At 47.9% G+C, this 17,426-nt stretch carries 10 protein-coding genes; all 10 read right to left on the bottom strand.

The genetic code is table 11. From position 1 onward, the window contains the following. Positions 1–7: 7 nt before the first annotated feature. The 10 genes from HB364_RS30770 to HB364_RS30725 all read right to left on the bottom strand — a co-directional run bounded on the left by HB364_RS30770 (position 8) and on the right by HB364_RS30725 (position 17,359). On the bottom strand, positions 8–3,205 hold the full coding sequence (locus HB364_RS30770; protein ID WP_167292286.1) for a TonB-dependent receptor: 3,198 nt from the start codon (positions 3,203–3,205) through the stop codon (positions 8–10). 38 nt (positions 3,206–3,243) lie between these two features. Continuing rightward, complete coding sequence (locus HB364_RS30765; RefSeq protein ID WP_167292285.1) at positions 3,244–4,218, bottom strand: FecR family protein; 975 nt, start codon at positions 4,216–4,218, stop codon at positions 3,244–3,246. Positions 4,219–4,417: 199 nt separating this feature from the next. After that, positions 4,418–4,990, bottom strand: coding sequence for an RNA polymerase sigma factor (locus tag HB364_RS30760; RefSeq protein ID WP_167292284.1), 573 nt, complete (start codon positions 4,988–4,990; stop codon positions 4,418–4,420). Between the two features lie 213 nt (positions 4,991–5,203). Continuing rightward, complete coding sequence (locus HB364_RS30755) at positions 5,204–8,518, bottom strand: glycosyltransferase family 117 protein (protein WP_167292283.1); 3,315 nt, start codon at positions 8,516–8,518, stop codon at positions 5,204–5,206. Positions 8,519–8,895: 377 nt separating this feature from the next. Then, the gene (locus HB364_RS30750) at positions 8,896–9,711 is read right to left on the bottom strand and encodes an SAM hydrolase/SAM-dependent halogenase family protein (protein ID WP_167292282.1); all 816 of its coding nucleotides are present in this window, start codon (positions 9,709–9,711) and stop codon (positions 8,896–8,898) included. Between the two features lie 51 nt (positions 9,712–9,762). Further along, the gene (locus HB364_RS30745; protein WP_167292281.1) at positions 9,763–10,167 is read right to left on the bottom strand and encodes a four helix bundle protein; all 405 of its coding nucleotides are present in this window, start codon (positions 10,165–10,167) and stop codon (positions 9,763–9,765) included. A gap of 141 nt (positions 10,168–10,308) precedes the next feature. Next, positions 10,309–11,115 carry an SDR family oxidoreductase gene (locus HB364_RS30740; RefSeq protein ID WP_167292280.1) on the bottom strand — a complete coding sequence of 269 codons (807 nt, stop codon included), beginning with the start codon at positions 11,113–11,115 and terminating at the stop codon, positions 10,309–10,311. A 166-nt stretch (positions 11,116–11,281) separates the two neighbouring features. Further along, positions 11,282–14,488: an ELWxxDGT repeat protein gene (locus tag HB364_RS30735; RefSeq protein WP_167292279.1), complete on the bottom strand. Its 3,207-nt coding sequence runs from the start codon at positions 14,486–14,488 to the stop codon at positions 11,282–11,284. Positions 14,489–14,604: 116 nt separating this feature from the next. Then, positions 14,605–15,201, bottom strand: coding sequence for a response regulator transcription factor (locus HB364_RS30730; RefSeq protein ID WP_167292278.1), 597 nt, complete (start codon positions 15,199–15,201; stop codon positions 14,605–14,607). A 13-nt stretch (positions 15,202–15,214) separates the two neighbouring features. Then, the gene (locus HB364_RS30725; RefSeq protein ID WP_167292277.1) at positions 15,215–17,359 is read right to left on the bottom strand and encodes a tetratricopeptide repeat protein; all 2,145 of its coding nucleotides are present in this window, start codon (positions 17,357–17,359) and stop codon (positions 15,215–15,217) included. Positions 17,360–17,426: the final 67 nt, after the last annotated feature.

Genomic DNA, 17,426 nt, shown 5'->3' with positions numbered 1-17,426 from the left:
TGTTAGCTTAAAAATCAGTTGATACACCAATGTTGAACACCTTCAATTGCGGGTACGAGAAACCCTTTCCGCTGGGCGCCTCAGGATCAAAATAATTATTGCCCATCTTATCCCAGGTAATCAGGTTCATGCCATTGGCATAAATGCGTACCGAGGCCAGCGTAGCTTTTTTAGTAATGGCTACCTTCCGGAAGGAGTAACCAATCTCAATATTCTTCAACCGTATATAACTGGCATCTTTCAGGAAGAAAGAAGAGGTACGCCAGTTATTCACGTTGGAATTATAATGCAGGGCAGGGTAGGTAGCCGTGGCGGCCGTTTGTGGTGTCCACCTGCCCAGGTGCTGCTCCAGCGCCGAAGCCTGGTTATAAAACTCCCAGGCACCTTCATGGCTAAACAGGATATTGTAATTCCCTGCCCCCTGGAACAATACACTCAAGTCAAAGTTCTTCCAATTCACGCCCGCTGAAATGCCATACAGGAGCTCCGGCACATTCGTCTTTCCGATAGGACCTTCATCGAATGCATCAATCACGTTATCGCCGTTGAGGTCTTTATACTTCAGGTCGCCGGGAATAACGGTGCCAAACTGTTGGGGACTTTTATTGATCTCTTCCTGGCTTTGAAAGAAGCCGATGGAAGTCAGGCCAAAGAACTGGTTAATAGACGTACCGGTCCTTTTTAAATAATCATACCGCCTGTCTACCTCATCCATAAACAGGATCTTGTTTTTGGAAAAAGAAGCATTGCCATTCACAAAATAGGTCACCTTGCCTATCCGTTGCCGGTGGCTCACCTCCACTTCAAAACCTTCATTGATGATCTCACCCATATTCGTAGGAGGCAGGTTGGCAGGCGCTACACCGATGATAGCCGGCACCGATCCACGGGTAATAAGGATGTCTTTGCGTTTCTCCCGGAAAAAGTCGGCAGTAATGCCCAACAGGCCATTCCAGAACTTGGCTTCAATACCAATATTTGTTTTATACGCTTTTTCCCAGGTCACATTTTCATTGGCCATCGCGCCTTCCGACCGGCCACCGATGGTTTGCAGGTTTTCACCATAGCCATAACCTGTGGAAGTGCCGTACTGCGATACGTACAACCACCTTCTGCCATTGAGCTGGTCATTACCAGTCAACCCATAGGAACCTCTTATCTTCAGAAAATCAAGCACCGGGTTGTCGCGCAGGAACTTTTCCTGCGTAAGCACCCAGCCGGCTGAGAAGGCGGGGAAGAAACCATAGCGGTTGTCTTTCTTGAAATTGTCGGTACCATTAAAACCGGCATTGAACTCCACAAAATACTTGTTGCGGAAATTGTACGTGATGCGGGATACCAACCCTTGCGATACAAAAGGGATCAGTCTTTCTGCACTGGCTGTTTGTCCGCCCGCCAGGAGCTGGGTCCTGTTGGCCAGCAGCAAACCCGTGAAGTGGTGGTCCTTAAAAGAGCGTTCATAATTCAGGGATACATCCATCCAGATCGTACGGCTTTGATCATAGAGGGGTATAGGCGCGCTCAACGGCAGGTCACTGCTGATATACGTATAGCTGGCCGTATCGTTAATATCTCCTATGCCTTTGTACTTGGCGGTTCTTACCTGCCGCGTACGCTTCAATTCATTCTTAAAAGCCCCGTCAAAAGAATAGTTGCCTTTAACATACAGTCCTTTGGTGATGAAGTCCAGCTTGCGGGTGGCGGTAAGCATGCCCGACAGGAAAGAATTAAAGTTCTGTATATAGCCGGTCGTATTCAGCAGGGCAAAAGGATTGCCACGTACCTCCCCGCCATAAAACCCGGTAGGGTATTTGATGGGCGAATAGGTAGGCGGCATCTTAAACAGATAGTTGAAGATGTCATAAGTAGAAGAAGCAGACGTATTCCTGTCTTCAATAGCGCCGGCCAGGTTTAGGGCAATAGAGAAATTCTCGTCGAAGTCAATATCAATATTGGAGCGGAAATTATAACGTTTGTAAATCGTGTTGGGGTCGTATTGTGGTTGCTTCTCCGATTTGTACAAGCCATCCTGCTGGGTATAGCCTGCATTCACGAAATACTTCACCAGCTTGCTGCCACCGCTGATATTGAAGTCAGCACGGGTCATCTGTGATGGCTTCAACATCTCATCAATCCAGTCTACATTCGGGTACTTATAAGGATCAGAACCGGTTTTATAAGCCTCAATGGCTTCCGCTGTATAAGGTGGCAAGGTGCCCGTAGGGTTATCATTATAATACGCTTCATTGGCCAGCAGCGCCAGGTTATACGAGTCGAGGAACTGGGGCATACGCGTAGGCGATTGCACCGACCTTTGTATACTGGCATTGATGGCCGGCCTGCCCTCCTTACCACGGCGTGTTTTAACGATGATCACGCCATTGGCGCCTTTCACACCATACAAGGCAGTGGCAGATGCATCTTTCAGGATCGTGATGCTTTCTATTTCATTGGGGTCCAGCACCGCTAGGGTGGTGGCATCTTTTTGTACACCATCAATCGTGATCAGGGGATCAGTGCTATTGAAAGTAGCCCGGCCCCGGATATACATTTCAGGCATATCCCTGCCCGGGTCGCCGGAGCGCTGCACGGTGATCAGGCCCGGCAGCCTGCCTGCCAGGGCATTGGCAATATTGGCTACCGGACTCTGCTTGATCTCCTTGGCAGTAATGGAAGCAACAGCGCCGGTCTGGGCTATCTTCTTTTGTGTTTGTCCAAAGCCCAGCACCACCACTTCATTCAAATCCTTATCCACTTTGATTGTATCACCCGTTGCCTCCATGGATTTGCCGGTATCTATACCCGGAGGAATAATTTGTTTTCCTGGCTGTGCTGGTTTTTTGTTGGCACGCACAATAACATACCCATTGGATTCTTCAAATACCAGGTTACTGTTGCCCAGCATCGTTTTCAGGATATCCCGCACAGCCGTTTCCTTGAAATCGCGGGCAGGCGTTTTATGCTTACCGGCTTCTTCAGGGTTATAAACAAAAGGGATACCTGTTTCGGTCTGTAGTTTTTCCAATACCGCTTTCACGGTCTCTTCCTTAAAGGAAATGCTTACTTGTTTCTTAAGCAGTTCGGGCGATTGGGCGGTCAGCCGCATGCTGCCCAGCATCAGGAGAAAAAAGAAGCCTGTAACATACCATAACCGGGAGGGGAATGGCATAGAAGGCCCGGAAAAAGAGCCTGCGCAATTTTTCATACGTTGTTTAGTTTGTAATAATTGAATGAAACCAGCTATTAATAAATCAGATAACTTCCGTCGGGCATCATACGATATTGGTTGTGGTACAGGCGGCAGATCACTTCCAGTACTTTCACCGCTTCCACATCGCGTTTCAGGATAAGGGTATATTGATGTTGCTGTATGCTATGGGTCTGTGTTTGAATACGCACCTGGTAAAAAGTTTCAAAAGCCTGGCACAGGGCGGCAAAATCAACACCGGTCAATACCAGTTCATCCTTTGTCCAGGCATTCACCAGGGTGGCAGGATGATCAGTCACGGCATAATCGCCGGTAGCCGTATTCACCTGTAATTGCTTGCCCGGCGGCAATACGGAAAGAGTTTTCCCGCCAAGGCTTACTGCTACCTTTCCGGTAGCTACAGCTACCAATGGCTGGTCCTGCTTTTCCATATCCACCGTAAAAGAAGTACCCAATACCTTAGTGGCGATAGGGCCTGCCTGCACAATAAAAGGATGCGCCGGGTCTTTCTGCACCTCAAAAAAAGCCTTCCCTTTTTGCAGGGCTACCGTGCGCGTATGCCGGCCATAATCTTTTAAATATTGCAATTGGGTACCGCCTGAGAGCCATACGGTACTGCTATCGGGCAACGTGATCTTGTAAGTCTTGCCCGCGGGTACCAGGATGCTTTGGGCAATAGCAGCCGGCTGGTTTTGCGCGGATTGGTACCACCACCAGGCGCCTGCCGGGAAAATAAGCAGCAGGGCTGCCGCCACCCACCGGTACCATAACTTTCTTACCCGTGCTGGTGCTGGGGCCGGTACTGCAGGTGTGGCGGGTTCTGCCATGCCTGTATGAATATGTTGTAGTAAATGTTGCAGGTGGGCTTCCTTATCTGCTCCCGGACGGAAAAAAGGTTCCTGCGTTTTGTGCAGTTCCACGTACCATTGCTCCAGTTCTTTCAGTTCTTCGGCTGAAATAGTACCCTGCTGATAACGCTCCAATAATTGCTGTATGTACTGTTCGTCCATAATGGAGGATAACCCCTTTTATATACATAGCAATTGAACAAAGAGAAAGTACCATGAAGATTGTCAAATTAATATTGTGGTAACATACGGAGTTTGTTCCGGAAACTGAATATTGTATAGTTAATGGCTAGTGGTAAATAGCGAGTGGCTAGTGGGGTACACTACTCGCCACTCGCCACTTACCACTAGCTTCTTAAAATCAAAACAGCCAGGATTGTAACCTATCCACAGAGGAACGTAATCTTTTGACCGCAATGCCCAACTGGTTCTTGACCGTTTGTTTGGAAAGGGCAAGCGTGCCGGCAATTTCAGGAATGCTTTTGTCTTCATTCCGGCTAAGCTGGAATATCTTTTTCATGGCCGTGGGCAGGGCCTCTATTTCATGGTGTACCGCTGCAATCACTTCCCGGTATTCCAGTTGCTGTTGAAGATGAGGTGTCGCTTCGCCGGTGTGCTGATGTATATCGGCCAGGATAGCCTGTGCTTTTAACCGGCGATGATAATAATTGTAGATTTTATGGCGCAGTGCAGTATGCAGATAAGCGGCTACATTACAATGGGTATGCGTGGGTACAGCAGGCGCATGTTCCCAGATCCAGATAAACAGGTCCTGTACTAGGTCATCGGCCAGGTGACGGTCATTCGTTTTCTGAAACGCTGTTTGCAACAGCGACTCCACAAAACGGTAATACAGTTCATCAAATGCGGGCTGATGGCGCTGCTGAACCAGTTGCCATAATTCCTGCTCGCTATAGGCTTTCAGATCCTTCATACCCGTGCATTTGCTGGCGCAAGGTAACATACCTGCGTTAAGCGATTATTAACAGTAGCGGCAACAATGTATCAATATTTTGCCGTTCCCGGCGCACGGACGCTGGGTTTTCTGTAAGCAAACGATTGCACGGAAAGGTGAGTGGTAAAAAGGCAAGTGGCGAGTAGGATGCCCCACTCGCCACTTGCTACTTGTCACTAGCTATTATTAATGCTATGGTGTATCCTTTGGTTTAGGCGCCTGTGAATCGGTGCCAATAATCTGGGGCGGATTTTCCGTACCAGTAGCCGGTTTATCACCACCCTTATACTGCTTTTCCCAATCGGTCAGTTGCATGATCATCTGGTAAGAAGAAAGGATGTCCTGGGCAAACTGTTCCTGCCTGGGTGCAAGGCCATGTCCCCGGTTATTGAGGTAGGCCGCTGCCTGCATCGCCAGTTGTTCGTTCTGCATATCATCGCCCAGCGTACGGTAATACCGCATTTGCTGTTCCAGGTCTCTCTTCATGGAACCATTCACCTTGGCGGCCAGTGTCTGATCGCCGGCTTCATAAGCTGCCAGCAGGAACGACATAGATACCCGGTTATGGAAATTGCCACGGTTGGAGGTCATGCCATAAGGCACATTGCTTTCCAGTACATTATTATCATAACGCTGAAGCACTTTTTTAGCAGAATCCTTTTTATTGAGCTGCGCCAGGTTCAATCCCAGCAGCGCATGTGCCTGACGGATGCTGTTAATATGACGGCGGTTCTCTTCATCGAAATAAACACCACCCAGGTTGGCATTACCATAGGTGAACTTCTCCATCACATTTTTATACATTACCTCAGTGGCCACATTGTTTTGGTTCTCGATGGGCACCAGCCTGTACGACAAGCCTTCCATGCGGGTGTACTTCTCCAGTCCAAGATCAGCCAACTCCTGTGTAGACGTAAAGTAAATAGGACGCTTCCAGTTATTGGCAGCGATCAGCGCCAGCACGGCCAGATCGTTCTTGTCAATGGAATTTTTGTTCAGGTCTATCTTCAGCTCACTCACTATACTGTCATTGGGATTCAGTTGCAGGTTCTTCTTCGCTGCTTCCACATCTACCGGGATCTTGAACTTCTTCACCGGGTACACATTGGGCCTGTCTTCCTCATCGCCTTCCATGGGCGCCATCTTCGCCGGATCTTCACTGGCTATTACATCTTTGAATATTTTATACAAGTCATAATAGTCGGTCTGATTATAGCCGGGGAGCGGATAATAATAGATCCGGTCACGTTTGCCACCCTGGATCTGTTCAGGCGTCAGGATCACATCGGCAGGCGGACTATCATTCAATTTATACCGCAGTTGGTTAATATACCAGTCGGTGCCCAACAGGCTATAATTCACTACGCGCAGGTCCTTGCGTACGCCTTCCACTTCCTGTGTATACCAGAGGGGGTAAGTATCATTATCGCCAAAAGAGATCAGTATGGCATTCTTTTCACAGCTTTCCAGGTAGTCTTTACCCAGGTCGCGGGCCAGTACCTTCTTGCCGCGGTCATGGTCATCCCATTCCTGTGATGCCATCAGTACAGGCACTGCCAGCAACGTAATGCCAAAGGCGGCATAACTGGCCATACTGCCTTTGAGGTATTTGCCCAGGATATCCCTTACCCATAATACCCCCAGACCGATCCAGATGGCAAAGGCATAGAACGATCCCACATAAGCGTAGTCCCGTTCGCGGGGCTGGTAACCAGCCTGGTTAAGGTAAATAACAACGGCAAAACCCGTAAAAAAGAACAGCAACATCGTTACCAGCCAGTCGCGGCGGTTGCGGTATTGGTACACCAGACCGATCAAACCCAGGAAGAAAGGCAGGAAAAACAGTTTATTATTGGCTTTATTCTTGGAGCCGGCAGTTTCCGGTAATTGGTCCGGTGTGCTGTGGCCCATGGCTTTATCTACGAAATTGATACCGCTGTTCCAGTTACCGTCGCGGGGATTGCCAAAGCCTTGCAGGTCATTCTGTTTACCGGCAAAATTCCACATAAAATAACGCCAGTACATCCAGTTAAACTGGTAATTGGTAAAGTAAGCTATTTCTGAAGCCCTGTCAGGATCTTCATCCTGGTCCAGGTGACCGAACACGCGATACGCATTCTCCTGGTTCCTTTCATTATTGGGATCCCACATCCGGGGGAAGAAGTGTGCAGAAGACATACTGCCGTAGTCAATACCGCCATTCTTACCGGCTACTTCATACTTATCCTTTCCTTTTACATAGCGGTCGCCGGTGATCTTGAAATTCTCCTGCGAAGGCTTGTCATTAAAATAAGGACCATACAAAATGGGCCAGTCGCCATACTGCTCACGGCTCAGGTAACCTACCAGGCTCACCGGGTTGTCCACATTATACATATCCACCGATGGGTTGGCAGAAGAACGGACCAGCGTAGTGAAATAAGTAGAATAACCAAGGATCACAAATATAGCCGACCAGATACCGATCCGCAGGAAAGAGGAGATACCTGATCTATAAGCATAACAAAGTCCTATAAGACCGCCCAAACCAAGCAGCAGGAGCACAAAGGAAGCGGCTGACTTAACAAAGGGGAAACAGAACAACAGGATAATGGCAGCTAACCATACGGGAAACAGGGTGAACTTCTTGATCTGCGCCTCGCCAAAACGGAGGCCGATGATCAGTAAGACAGCCAGTAACACGAAATAAGTGCCAAAACCACTGAAGAAAGGCAGGCCAAAATCATTTACAAACAGGATATCGAAGGCGCCGGCGCCTTTGATAGACCACTGGATGATCACCACCTGTACCAGGCCGGTAATCACGCAGCCGAGCATAAAGGCGAAGAAAGTGCCCCAGGGAGTCACCTTATACCGTTTGAAATAGTATACCATCACAATGGCAGGAATCGTCAACAGGTTCAATAAGTGAACGCCGATAGACAAGCCCATCATAAAGAAGATAAATATGATCCAGCGGTCGGCGCGGGAAAACTTATGACCGTCTGTCTGGCTTTCGCGGTCCACCTCATGTTCCCATTTCAGGATGGCCCAGAATACGATGGCCGTGAATAAAGAGGAGAGGGCATACACCTCACCTTCCACAGCGCTGTACCAGAAAGAGTCGGAGAAAGTATAGGCCAGCGCGCCTACCACACCGGCTGCCATCACAGAGAAGGTCTGTTCGCCGCTCAGGGCCTGACCGGCTTTTTGCACCAGTTTGCGGGCAAAGTGGGTAATGCTCCAGAACAGGAATAATATCGTAAAGCCGCTGGCAATAGCATTCATGAAATTCACGCCCCTGGCGGCACTGGCAGGATCATCGCCAAAAAGTACAATAAAGAAACGGCCAAGCAGAACGTACAAAGGGGCTCCGGGGGGGTGGGGTATCTGTAACTTGTAGGCACTGGATACAAACTCACCGCAATCCCAGAAACTACCGGTGGGTTCCATAGTGAGAACGTACACTGTACAAGCAATCAAACAAACCAGCCAACCTACAATGTTATTGACACGGCTAAAATTCATATTGTATTGATTTTATTAAACTTGGCAAATATATAGAGTTTCGGGTTTCGTGTAATGGGTTTCGGGTTCTTTATATTCCCGGTTCAGGCACCATATATAACATTATGTTATTATCAGTTACGACGGCTATTGCCCGGACAATTACGTTCGTTCACATCAAATGGTGGGGAAAGATAAAAAGAAAAACGAAGACTTACGTAGATGCGGACTTAAGTTCCGGGTTCCGGGTTTGGAGTTTCGGGTTCTTTAGGTGTAACTGCGGTACTAATTGCATACACCCAGCCATTCGGGTAGTTTTTTAAAGATTAGCCAGCTAAAGAATATTCAGGGAAATCAAATAGCGGAGCAACCCGAAACTCGAAACTCCAAACCCGGAACTACTCAAAATGGATCCGCACTGTTTGATAAAACAGCCTGTTCTGCATATTCTGCGACTTCTCCGTAAACCCCTGCAGGCCAAACAGCCCGGCGGCATTGCCTTTATTGATGGCTATTTCCAGGTAGCCTGCCGCATTGAACAGGGCCAGTTTTTCACCCTCCGGCACGTCGGCATACGTTTCGCTGATCGTGGAAATCACCTCATTGCGTTTAAATACGATCTTAAAGCTCCTGCCTTTCCGCTGTTCTTCAAACTGGGCATGGGTAATATTCACAACGATATTCTCAAAATTGTCAATAAAAATGATCTGCCCTTCTATCCAGCTTTCACTCAGCAGTGGCCGAAGGTGGTTGGTCTCGGTAAAGGACACATCCGGTATGCCAATGTTGAGGAGACTGGCGCCCGACTGTAATTCCTGTACAGCCTGTCCCATCACCCGGGCGCAGTACAGGGTATTCTTATTGGCTGTTTTCTCCAGTGGCAGCCCGATCACCATTTCCGGCTTGCCTTCCAGGATCATCGTGAGCAGGCCATTGTCGGCGCAAAGGATATATTGTTCCTGGTGATAGGCCAGTAACAACTGTTCCGGCTTCTTTTCAAAGAGGTTTACCAGCAGCAGGTGGAACGTATAAGGCGGGAAATTATTAATGGCATTGCGGCATACATAGGCAGCCTGGGGATAATTGAATGGGGAGAGGGTATGGGAAATATCCACCAGCGTAAAAGCAGGATTGATCTGCAACAACTGGCCTTTCAATGCCCCTACCAGGTAATCCTGACTACCAATATCTGATGTTAGGGTAATTAAGGCCATTCCTTTTGTTTCGTGTTTCGAGTTTTGTGTTTCGGGTTGGCTGATGATCAATCAGGCCTGCCTGTTTTTAAACTTATTGCCTTTGTATGTGCTTTCCTTTAAATAATTAATAAATGCACCTGCTTTTTGGCCTATTTCCTTTGCCTTATTATACAAGGCATCGAAATGTTCCTGAGTAATATATTTCCTGTCCAAAGCCCGGTATAACTGGGACTGCACTTCTCCACAAGAACCTTTGGCTATAGACAAAAAATTGATAAACTCATTTCTACCTCCTCTTTCGAAGCCTTCAGCAATATTGTCCATCACTGAGCCAATAGCTCCATTAATCTGTTCTTTCAGCTTATAATCTTTCAAAAATAGCTCCGAACTATTATATGCCTGAAAAATTTCATTCGCTAATTCCCGGGCTAACTGCCATACTTCCAGGTCTTCAAAACGTGTAATAGTGGCCATAATACTGGATTTAAAATGAATTGCCACTACTCAGCGCCTGTATATATGAAATGAAACTTGAGCCTTTAGATCAGAAGTTACTTTTAGTCAGCCTTTATCAAGGGCGGCAGCAACCCGAAACTCCAAACCCCAAACCCGAAACTATTTCACCAATTCTCCATTCTTGAAGAAAAACTTATGCACCAGCTTATCAGTCCAGGCAGGAAAAAAACGGTTCATAAACACCGTTCTCTTGCCGGTAAAGGTAAGTACCATGGTACGTTTACGCTGTTCAATCGCTTTTACAATATGACGGGCCACTTCCTCGGCCGTCATCATAGCCCCTTCATCCATGGGCGACTCTCCCTGGGGATTACCATCCTTGTTCAGGGCTGCATTGCGGATATTGGAGGTAGTGAAGCCGGGGCATACCCACATTACATTGACACCTGTATTCAGCAGTTCTGTGCGCAGGGCTTCCATCCAGCCCTGTAAGGCAAACTTCGAAGCGGAATAGCCGCTGCGTCCGGGCAATCCCCGGTAACCGGCAATAGAGGAGATGCCTACAATTGTTCCCCGGCGTTCTATGATCGAGTTCAGTGCGTACTTGGTACAGTATACAGCGCCATAAAAGTTAATGTCCATTACCTTCCGGATCACTTCCACATCGGCATCGCGGAATAAAGCCCGCATGCTCACCCCGGCATTATTAACCAGGATATCAATACCGCCGAAAGTTTTGATGGTGGAATCAATAAAGCGACGGCAGTCCTGCTCCTTGCTCAGGTCGCAGGTCATCGTATGCAGCATTACGCTGGTATGTTGCAATTGGAGGGTGTACAGTTTATCATAATTCCGGGCACAGGTAGCCACCTTGGCCCCGGCATCAATAAATGCATTTACAAGAGCCTTGCCTATCCCTTCTGTTCCGCCTGTAACGACAACAACCTTATCTTTAAAAAACGACATATCTATGTATTATAATTGCAAAAATAACAAATGGGTAACGGATTTACGAAATAACCGTTACGCAATTATAATATCATATAGTATGCCTGAAATCCGGAACTATTCCGGCCGCAGGCTGTTCACCGGATTACCGGTGACAGCCTTTATTGCCTGAAAGCTTTTTTTGTTATTTCACAAAACGTACCTGTTGCCGGATAGTGCTTCCCTCAATCATGAAATAATACACGCCGGCCGGCCATGACTGTACATCTATTAACAGGTTGGTACTGCCGGCAGGTAAACGGTCATTTTGCTGTTTCATGATCCGGCCTGCATTGTCGGCGATTTTCCAGCTCACTTGTGCTGCCTTGCTTAAACTGATGAGGATATTGGCCTGTTTCATGACGGGATTGGGATACAGTAATACAGCCGCATTGCTCATTACCGGCAGGGCAATGATCTTTGATAACGTAGAACGGTCATCAATATCCTGTTGCCGGAGGCGGTAATATACAACCGGTGCGCCCAGGGTAATGATATTATGGTCGGTAAAACGGTAATGGTGATCACCTGCTGTATTGGAGGCAGTTACTGTACCTGCTGCACTATAGCGCCTGCCGTCGATGCTTCTTTCAATAATAAACTTTTTAGTGTTTACCTCATTGGTGGTTGTCCAGTTTAATACAGCATCTTCCTGGTCAAGTCGGCCGCTGAATTCCAGCAGGGTGAGGGGGAGGGCCGATGCTGCATTGGCTACCCATAGTTCAAGTCCCGATACGTCATTGGTGGCTACCATAAAGATCTTATTGCCTATCTGCAGGATCTGTTGGGGGTTACTGCCTGCATTGACAGCGATATCCTGTACCATAACTGTTCCTGCCGGCGTGCCATCGCTGCGCCATACTTCTTCACCCTGTATACCATCGTTGGCCTGGAACAATACCTGGTTATCTACCAGGGCCATGGCAACAGTTGTGCTTATGCCATTACCAGCTCCCGGCATTATTTCTTTGACCATCACCGTGCCGGCTTCCGTACCATCTGTTTTCCATAATTCATACCCGTTCGTTGCCGTCTGGGCATTAAAATATAATGTACTACCTGCTACCAACGGTTGAAGCATCGTGGAAGCAAAAGTGCCCGGATTAATATCTTTTACCAGTACCGTGCCGGCATCCGTACCATCACTTTTCCATAGTTCAGCCCCATAAGCGCCTGTATGCGCGGAGAAAAATAAAGTGCCGTTCACATTGATCAGTGTAGCGGGATTACTGCCCCATGCACCGGATTCAATGTCCTTTGCCATCACCGTACCAGCCGCCGAACCATCGCTTTTCCATAGCTCAGTCCCTGCTGCATCTGTATAGGCCGAAAAAAAGAGGGTACCGTTTACTGCAGTGAGATTCATTAAGTTGGAACCGCCCACACCAGGGTAAATATCCTTTACGATGATGGTCCCTGCCGCCGTGCCGTCACTTTTCCATAGTTCACTGCCATAGGCCGGACTTTCGGCCCTGAAAAACAAAGTACCGTTTACATTCACAAAGGAATTAGGCGTACTGTTGCCTGTTCCTGCAACGATATCTTTTACCAGTATGGTGCCACCCTCTGTGCCATCGGTCTTCCACAATTCATAACCATAGGTACTTGTATAGGCTGAAAAATATAAGGTATTATCAATAGCCAGGAAACTTAAGAAAGTGGTACTGCCGCCTGGGGTTATATCCTTTACCAGCACAGTCCCTGTACTGGTGCCATCTGTTTTCCAAAGCTCTGTCCCTGTAATGCCGTCATTGGCTGTAAAATATAAAACACCATTCATGACAGTGAGGTTGCTGACGCCTGCAGAACCCGGTCCGGGGAGAATATTTTTTACAATCATTGTGCCTGCCGTGGTACCATCACTTTTCCATAGTTCAGTACCTTCTGTATCATTATACGCGGTAAAGAACAAAGTACCGTTTAGGTTGGTAAGATTAGATGCGTTGCTGCTATTGGGTGTGCTGCTGATATCTTTTACCAGCACGGTGCCTGCATTGGTACCATCACTCTTCCATAATTCCGCGCCGGTAGTACTTTCCATGGCAGCGAACCAAAGGGTGCCATTATCCTGAAAAATAAACGTGGGGTTTCCATGACCGGTGGTATGGATATCCTTAATCAGGACAGTGCCGGCATCGGTACCGTCGGATTGCCACAACTCATTACCGTTGGTATTATTGTTGGCCCGGAAATACAGCAGGCCATTCATCACCGTAAGGTAAAGAGGATTACCATTACCCGTACCTGCATTAATATCTTTTACCTGTACGGTCCCTGCTGTAGTGCCATTGCTTTTCCAGAGCTCAACTCCGGCAGTGTTGGTGTAGGCAGTGAAAAACAACGTGCCATTTACATTGGTGAAGCTGGAAGGGGTGCTGCTGGTGGTTCCGGTCCTGATATCCTTCACCAGTACCGTGCCTGCCGTAGTACCATCAGATTTCCAGAGTTCCTCGTCGCCACTGGTACCGGATGCAGAAAAGTACAGCACACCGCTGATATAGGTAAAGTTGGCAATGGACGCCCAGGAAGGGCCGGTAATAAAATCTTTTACCATTACCGTACCGGCTGTGGTACCATTACTTTTCCAGAGCTCATATCCATAGTCGGGCGTAGTGGCTGTAAAATAGAGGATGCCGTTGGCATTATATAAACTGGTGGGAAAGCTGCCTGAAGTCCCCGGGTAAATGTCTTTTATCTGTACTGTACCCGCAGCGGTACCATCACTCTTCCACAATTCTGTGCCATAGTCGGCACTGCTGGCGCTCAGGTATAGGGTACCGTTCATGTTGATTATATTAGTAATACTGCCATAGGAACCGGCATGAATATCCTTTATTAATATGGTTCCGGCTTCTGTGCCGTCGGTCTTCCATAATTCTGGTCCATTAACGGGGTCCAGGGCTACAAAATACAAGGCGCCATTCAATTCGGTGAGTTGATTGGGGCTTGAAGCGGCAGGGCCGGGATTAATGTCTTTTACCATCACTGTGCCGGCTTCGGTACCATCTGTTTTCCACAACTCTGTACCAGACTGAGCGGTCGTTGCGATAAAGTAAAGCGTGCTACCTGCTATGGTAAACTTGTCGGGTGAACTGTTGGCCGATCCTCCGTTAATATCTTTTATCATAACAGTACCCGTACCGGTACCATCCGTTTTCCATAATTCAGTGCCGGCTGCGGTAGTGGCCTTGAAAAAGATGGTGCCATTGAAGGCTTTAAATAATAAGGGTGCGCTGCTGGTGTTTGTTTGCTGTCCGGGAAAAATATCTTTTACCAGGGTAAATGGCTGACTACGGGCAATAGAGGCAAATAATAAAAAGCATACACAGAGTAACGGGTAAAGTTTTCTCATATCAATGCAGGAATAGGGGGTGTAAAATGGTCTGCAAGGTATAATGATACTTTAGCCTGTACAATACTCCCAAAGGGTGACAAGCAACTATTCAGGTCCCGATCCCGGTACACATGCTATGATAACTGCAACAGATAAATAAGATGCGGGAAGCTGCTGATATTATTCTTGCTCAGCATCCTGCGCCGGTGTGTTTTTACTGTTTCAATACTGATAAAAAGATTGCGGGCTATCTGTTTAGAGGATAGTCCCTGCGCTACCAGCCCGGCAATTTCTTTTTCCCGGTCAGTAAGTTGTAATGTTTGCCGGCCGGCCACCAATTGACGGGCCTGGTATAATTTGTGGAAGGCCATTTGAACGGCCACCAGCAACTGGGTATCTGTATAGGGCTTTACCACATACATTACCGGTTCTGTACTAAAGGCCGCCTGTAAAGTTTTGGTATCGGAATAAGCGGTCAGGAAAATTACTTCGCAATGGTAAAGCTCTTTAAGCTGCCGGGCCAGGTCAATACCATTGGTGTTTCCCTGTATATTGATATCACATACCACTACACCGGGAGCAGCATCCGTTCCGCTACTGATACGCAGGGCCCTCGCCGCATCTTTGGCAATACCGGTTACCATGTATTCTTCCTCCTCCAATAATTCGGCAATACTGGTCGCGGTTACCAGTTCATCTTCCACTATCAGTATCGTAGCGCTCTCTTTCATCAGGCTGGATTTATTAAGCTCTTATGGTAATCGTATAGGCAGTGCCGGAACTTTGGTCCACGTTCAACTCGCCATTCACCTGTTCCACCAGGGTGAGTACCAGTTTCATGCCAAAAGAAGCAGCAGTATTGATAGCATGCCCATTGGCGCTTCCTGTACCGTTGTCGGAAACCCGTAGTTCCAGCAGGTCTTTTTTCTGTTCCAGTGATATGGCCACCGCCGGTTGGTAAGTATCCTGGAAAGCGTGTTTGAAGGCATTGGTGACCAGTTCATTCACAATGAGGCCAATGGGAATGGCCAGGTCAATATTCATCACCTGCTCAGGTAATTTAACATTAGTCTTTATATGTTGTGCATTATACCCGAAACTGGCGGCCAGTGACAGGGAAAGGTTTTGCAGGTAGTCTGTAATATCCACGGCTGCCAGGTCATTATCCATGTATAGCCGTTGGTGGATCATGGACATGGCATTGATACGGTTACGGCCTTCTTCCATTGCATCTTTGGCTATCCCTTCTTCGAGCCGGTTGCTTTGGAGCGATAGCAGGCCGCTTACCACCTGCAGGTTATTCTTCACCCGGTGGTGCAGTTCGCGCACGAGCGTTTCAATACGGTTATTTTTTTCCGTGAGCAGGGTAGCGGCTTTTTTCTTTTGCACATAGCTGCGGACAGACAGCATCAATACGGCTGCCAACAATACAATTCCGCCACCGAGGAACCAGATCGTTTTATTACGGCCGGCCAGCTCCAGTGATTTAATCTCCTTTTCTTTTTTCTCCAGCGCCAGTGCCGATTCCCGCTTTTCAATCTCATAGTCCGACTGTGCCTTTACCATATTCAGGGCTTCATTTTCATCCAGCAGGGTGTCTTTTTTACTCACGTATTTACTCTGGTAGTTGTAGGCTTCTTCAAGATTACCGGTAGCCTTATAGTGCTCGCTTAGCCGCTTATAAACGCCGGTTTCCAGGTTGCTTCCGTTGTCCTTTACCAGTGCCAGCGCCTGCAATAAATATTCTTCCGCTTCTTTATGCCGTTGTAATTTGGTAAGTGCTGCGCCTATATTATTCAGGGTAGAGGCCACTTCATATTTCGAGTTACCCTTTTTCCGGATGACCAGTGATTGCTGCAGGTATTCCAGCCCGTCTGCATAACGCTTTTCATCTATATAAAAATTACCCAGGTTATTGTATACGAGGCCCAGTCCGGGTTGTTCATTGTTTTCTTTAAACACATCAATGGCCTTTCTGAAATAATATTCTGCCGAATCTGGTTGACGGGCTTGGCTGAAGTTATTACCCAGGTTGTTGTACGTATTGCCAAGGCCCGCTTTGTCGCGTGCGGTGCCGGTCATGGCGATTATCCTGCGCAAGTAGATCAGCGCCATTGCAGGCTGACCGGAAGCCGAATATACATTGGACACATTATTATAGGATTGTATTAGCCCTCTTTCATCTTTTAGTTGCTCTTTTATGCGGATGCTCTCCAGGTGCAATTGGATAGCCTCATCATAGCGGGCCGATTCGTTCAGGGAATTGGCTTTATTCATATAGAGAATTGCCAGGAGCGGGTCCATCTTGTATTTGGTGGCTACTGTGATGCCTTCATCAAAGTATTGCAGGGAGGCTTTAAAATCAGAAAGCCGGCGGGTGATAACGCCCAGTCTGCTGTATACATCACCCGTTTCCCGCTCCATGCCGGCCTCTTTCAGGATCTGCAGGCTTTGGGTGAGCAGGCTTCTTGCCTGTTCAAGTTGGCCAAGCATCTGGATATTCCGGCCCATATTGCTAAAGGCAAGGGCTATTCCCTGTTTATAATCAGCTTTCCGGGCAATGGTAAGTGCGATGGAATCAATACTAAGGGCTGTCCCGTATTTACTCTGGATACTGTACAGGCCCGAAATACGGAGGTAGGCATCAGCCTGACCTTTCTCTTCGCCTGTTTGCTGATAAAGGGCCAGGGCCCGCTGGGCATCGCCCATGGCCTGCAAAACACTCCAGGCTGGAGGGGCCACGCGGCTGCGCAGCATCAGTAGCCGGGCTTTCTCTCTATCGCTGGTGGAATTTTCAATCAGGCGGGTCAGACTGTCTACCCTTGATGATTGGGTATAAGCTACTTGCATAGCCAGCAGCAGGCATAGGGTACTAAACAGATGTTTCATGCGTAACACGTTGGGGGTCAGGGACCGGGAAGATATGATAAAAATCAATGCAGGAACAATAAATCGC

Origin of the sequence: Paraflavitalea devenefica, assembly GCF_011759375.1 — a bacterium.
Classification (GTDB): domain Bacteria; phylum Bacteroidota; class Bacteroidia; order Chitinophagales; family Chitinophagaceae; genus Paraflavitalea; species Paraflavitalea devenefica.
The sequence above is the reverse complement of the archived record's forward strand: the minus strand, read 5'-3'. Positions and strand labels throughout refer to the sequence as shown.

What these genes read in the sequence shown, in the direction of transcription:
- HB364_RS30750 (WP_167292282.1), bottom strand. Translation starts at nt 9,711, where the DNA reads ATGGCCTTAATTACCCTAACATCAGATATTGGTAGTCAGGATTACCTG.
- HB364_RS30735 (WP_167292279.1), bottom strand. Translation starts at nt 14,488, where the DNA reads ATGAGAAAACTTTACCCGTTACTCTGTGTATGCTTTTTATTATTTGCC.
- HB364_RS30725 (WP_167292277.1), bottom strand. Translation starts at nt 17,359, where the DNA reads ATGAAACATCTGTTTAGTACCCTATGCCTGCTGCTGGCTATGCAAGTA.
- HB364_RS30755 (WP_167292283.1), bottom strand. Translation starts at nt 8,518, where the DNA reads ATGAATTTTAGCCGTGTCAATAACATTGTAGGTTGGCTGGTTTGTTTG.
- HB364_RS30770 (WP_167292286.1), bottom strand. Translation starts at nt 3,205, where the DNA reads ATGAAAAATTGCGCAGGCTCTTTTTCCGGGCCTTCTATGCCATTCCCC.
- HB364_RS30745 (WP_167292281.1), bottom strand. Translation starts at nt 10,167, where the DNA reads ATGGCCACTATTACACGTTTTGAAGACCTGGAAGTATGGCAGTTAGCC.
- HB364_RS30765 (WP_167292285.1), bottom strand. Translation starts at nt 4,218, where the DNA reads ATGGACGAACAGTACATACAGCAATTATTGGAGCGTTATCAGCAGGGT.
- HB364_RS30740 (WP_167292280.1), bottom strand. Translation starts at nt 11,115, where the DNA reads ATGTCGTTTTTTAAAGATAAGGTTGTTGTCGTTACAGGCGGAACAGAA.
- HB364_RS30760 (WP_167292284.1), bottom strand. Translation starts at nt 4,990, where the DNA reads ATGAAGGATCTGAAAGCCTATAGCGAGCAGGAATTATGGCAACTGGTT.
- HB364_RS30730 (WP_167292278.1), bottom strand. Translation starts at nt 15,201, where the DNA reads ATGAAAGAGAGCGCTACGATACTGATAGTGGAAGATGAACTGGTAACC.